Source organism: Zoogloea sp. LCSB751 (genome assembly GCF_002028455.1).
Lineage (GTDB): Bacteria > Pseudomonadota > Gammaproteobacteria > Burkholderiales > Rhodocyclaceae > Zoogloea.
Genome location: NZ_MWUM01000574.1, coordinates 1 through 239 on the forward strand (window position 1 = coordinate 1; position 239 = coordinate 239).

At 45.2% G+C, this 239-nt stretch carries 1 protein-coding gene; it reads left to right on the forward strand.

What is annotated here, in order from left to right; genetic code table 11:
* The first annotated feature begins 7 nt into the window (after positions 1-7).
* Positions 8-142 (forward strand): hypothetical protein, encoded by a 135-nt coding sequence (locus tag B4920_RS31215; protein ID WP_216820136.1) that lies wholly within the window; start codon positions 8-10, stop codon positions 140-142.
* Positions 143-239: the final 97 nt, after the last annotated feature.

The window sequence follows — 239 nt, forward strand, 5'->3', positions numbered from 1 at the left end:
CTACACCTTGGTACAATGCCGTTATGGTGAGGACTTTAGCGCCGCCATCGGTAAAGACAACTTTATGGGCGTGCAATTTCACCCCGAGAAGAGCGCCGCCGTGGGTGCACAAATCCTAGGTAACTTTTTAAAAATGCAGTAAATGCAATCGCTTATTGTGTTTGGGATGAACCAGCATTTTTCAGCCACAACATTCAGCAATAAAGCGCGGTAGCAAATGCACCAAAAGAATTTAAGGA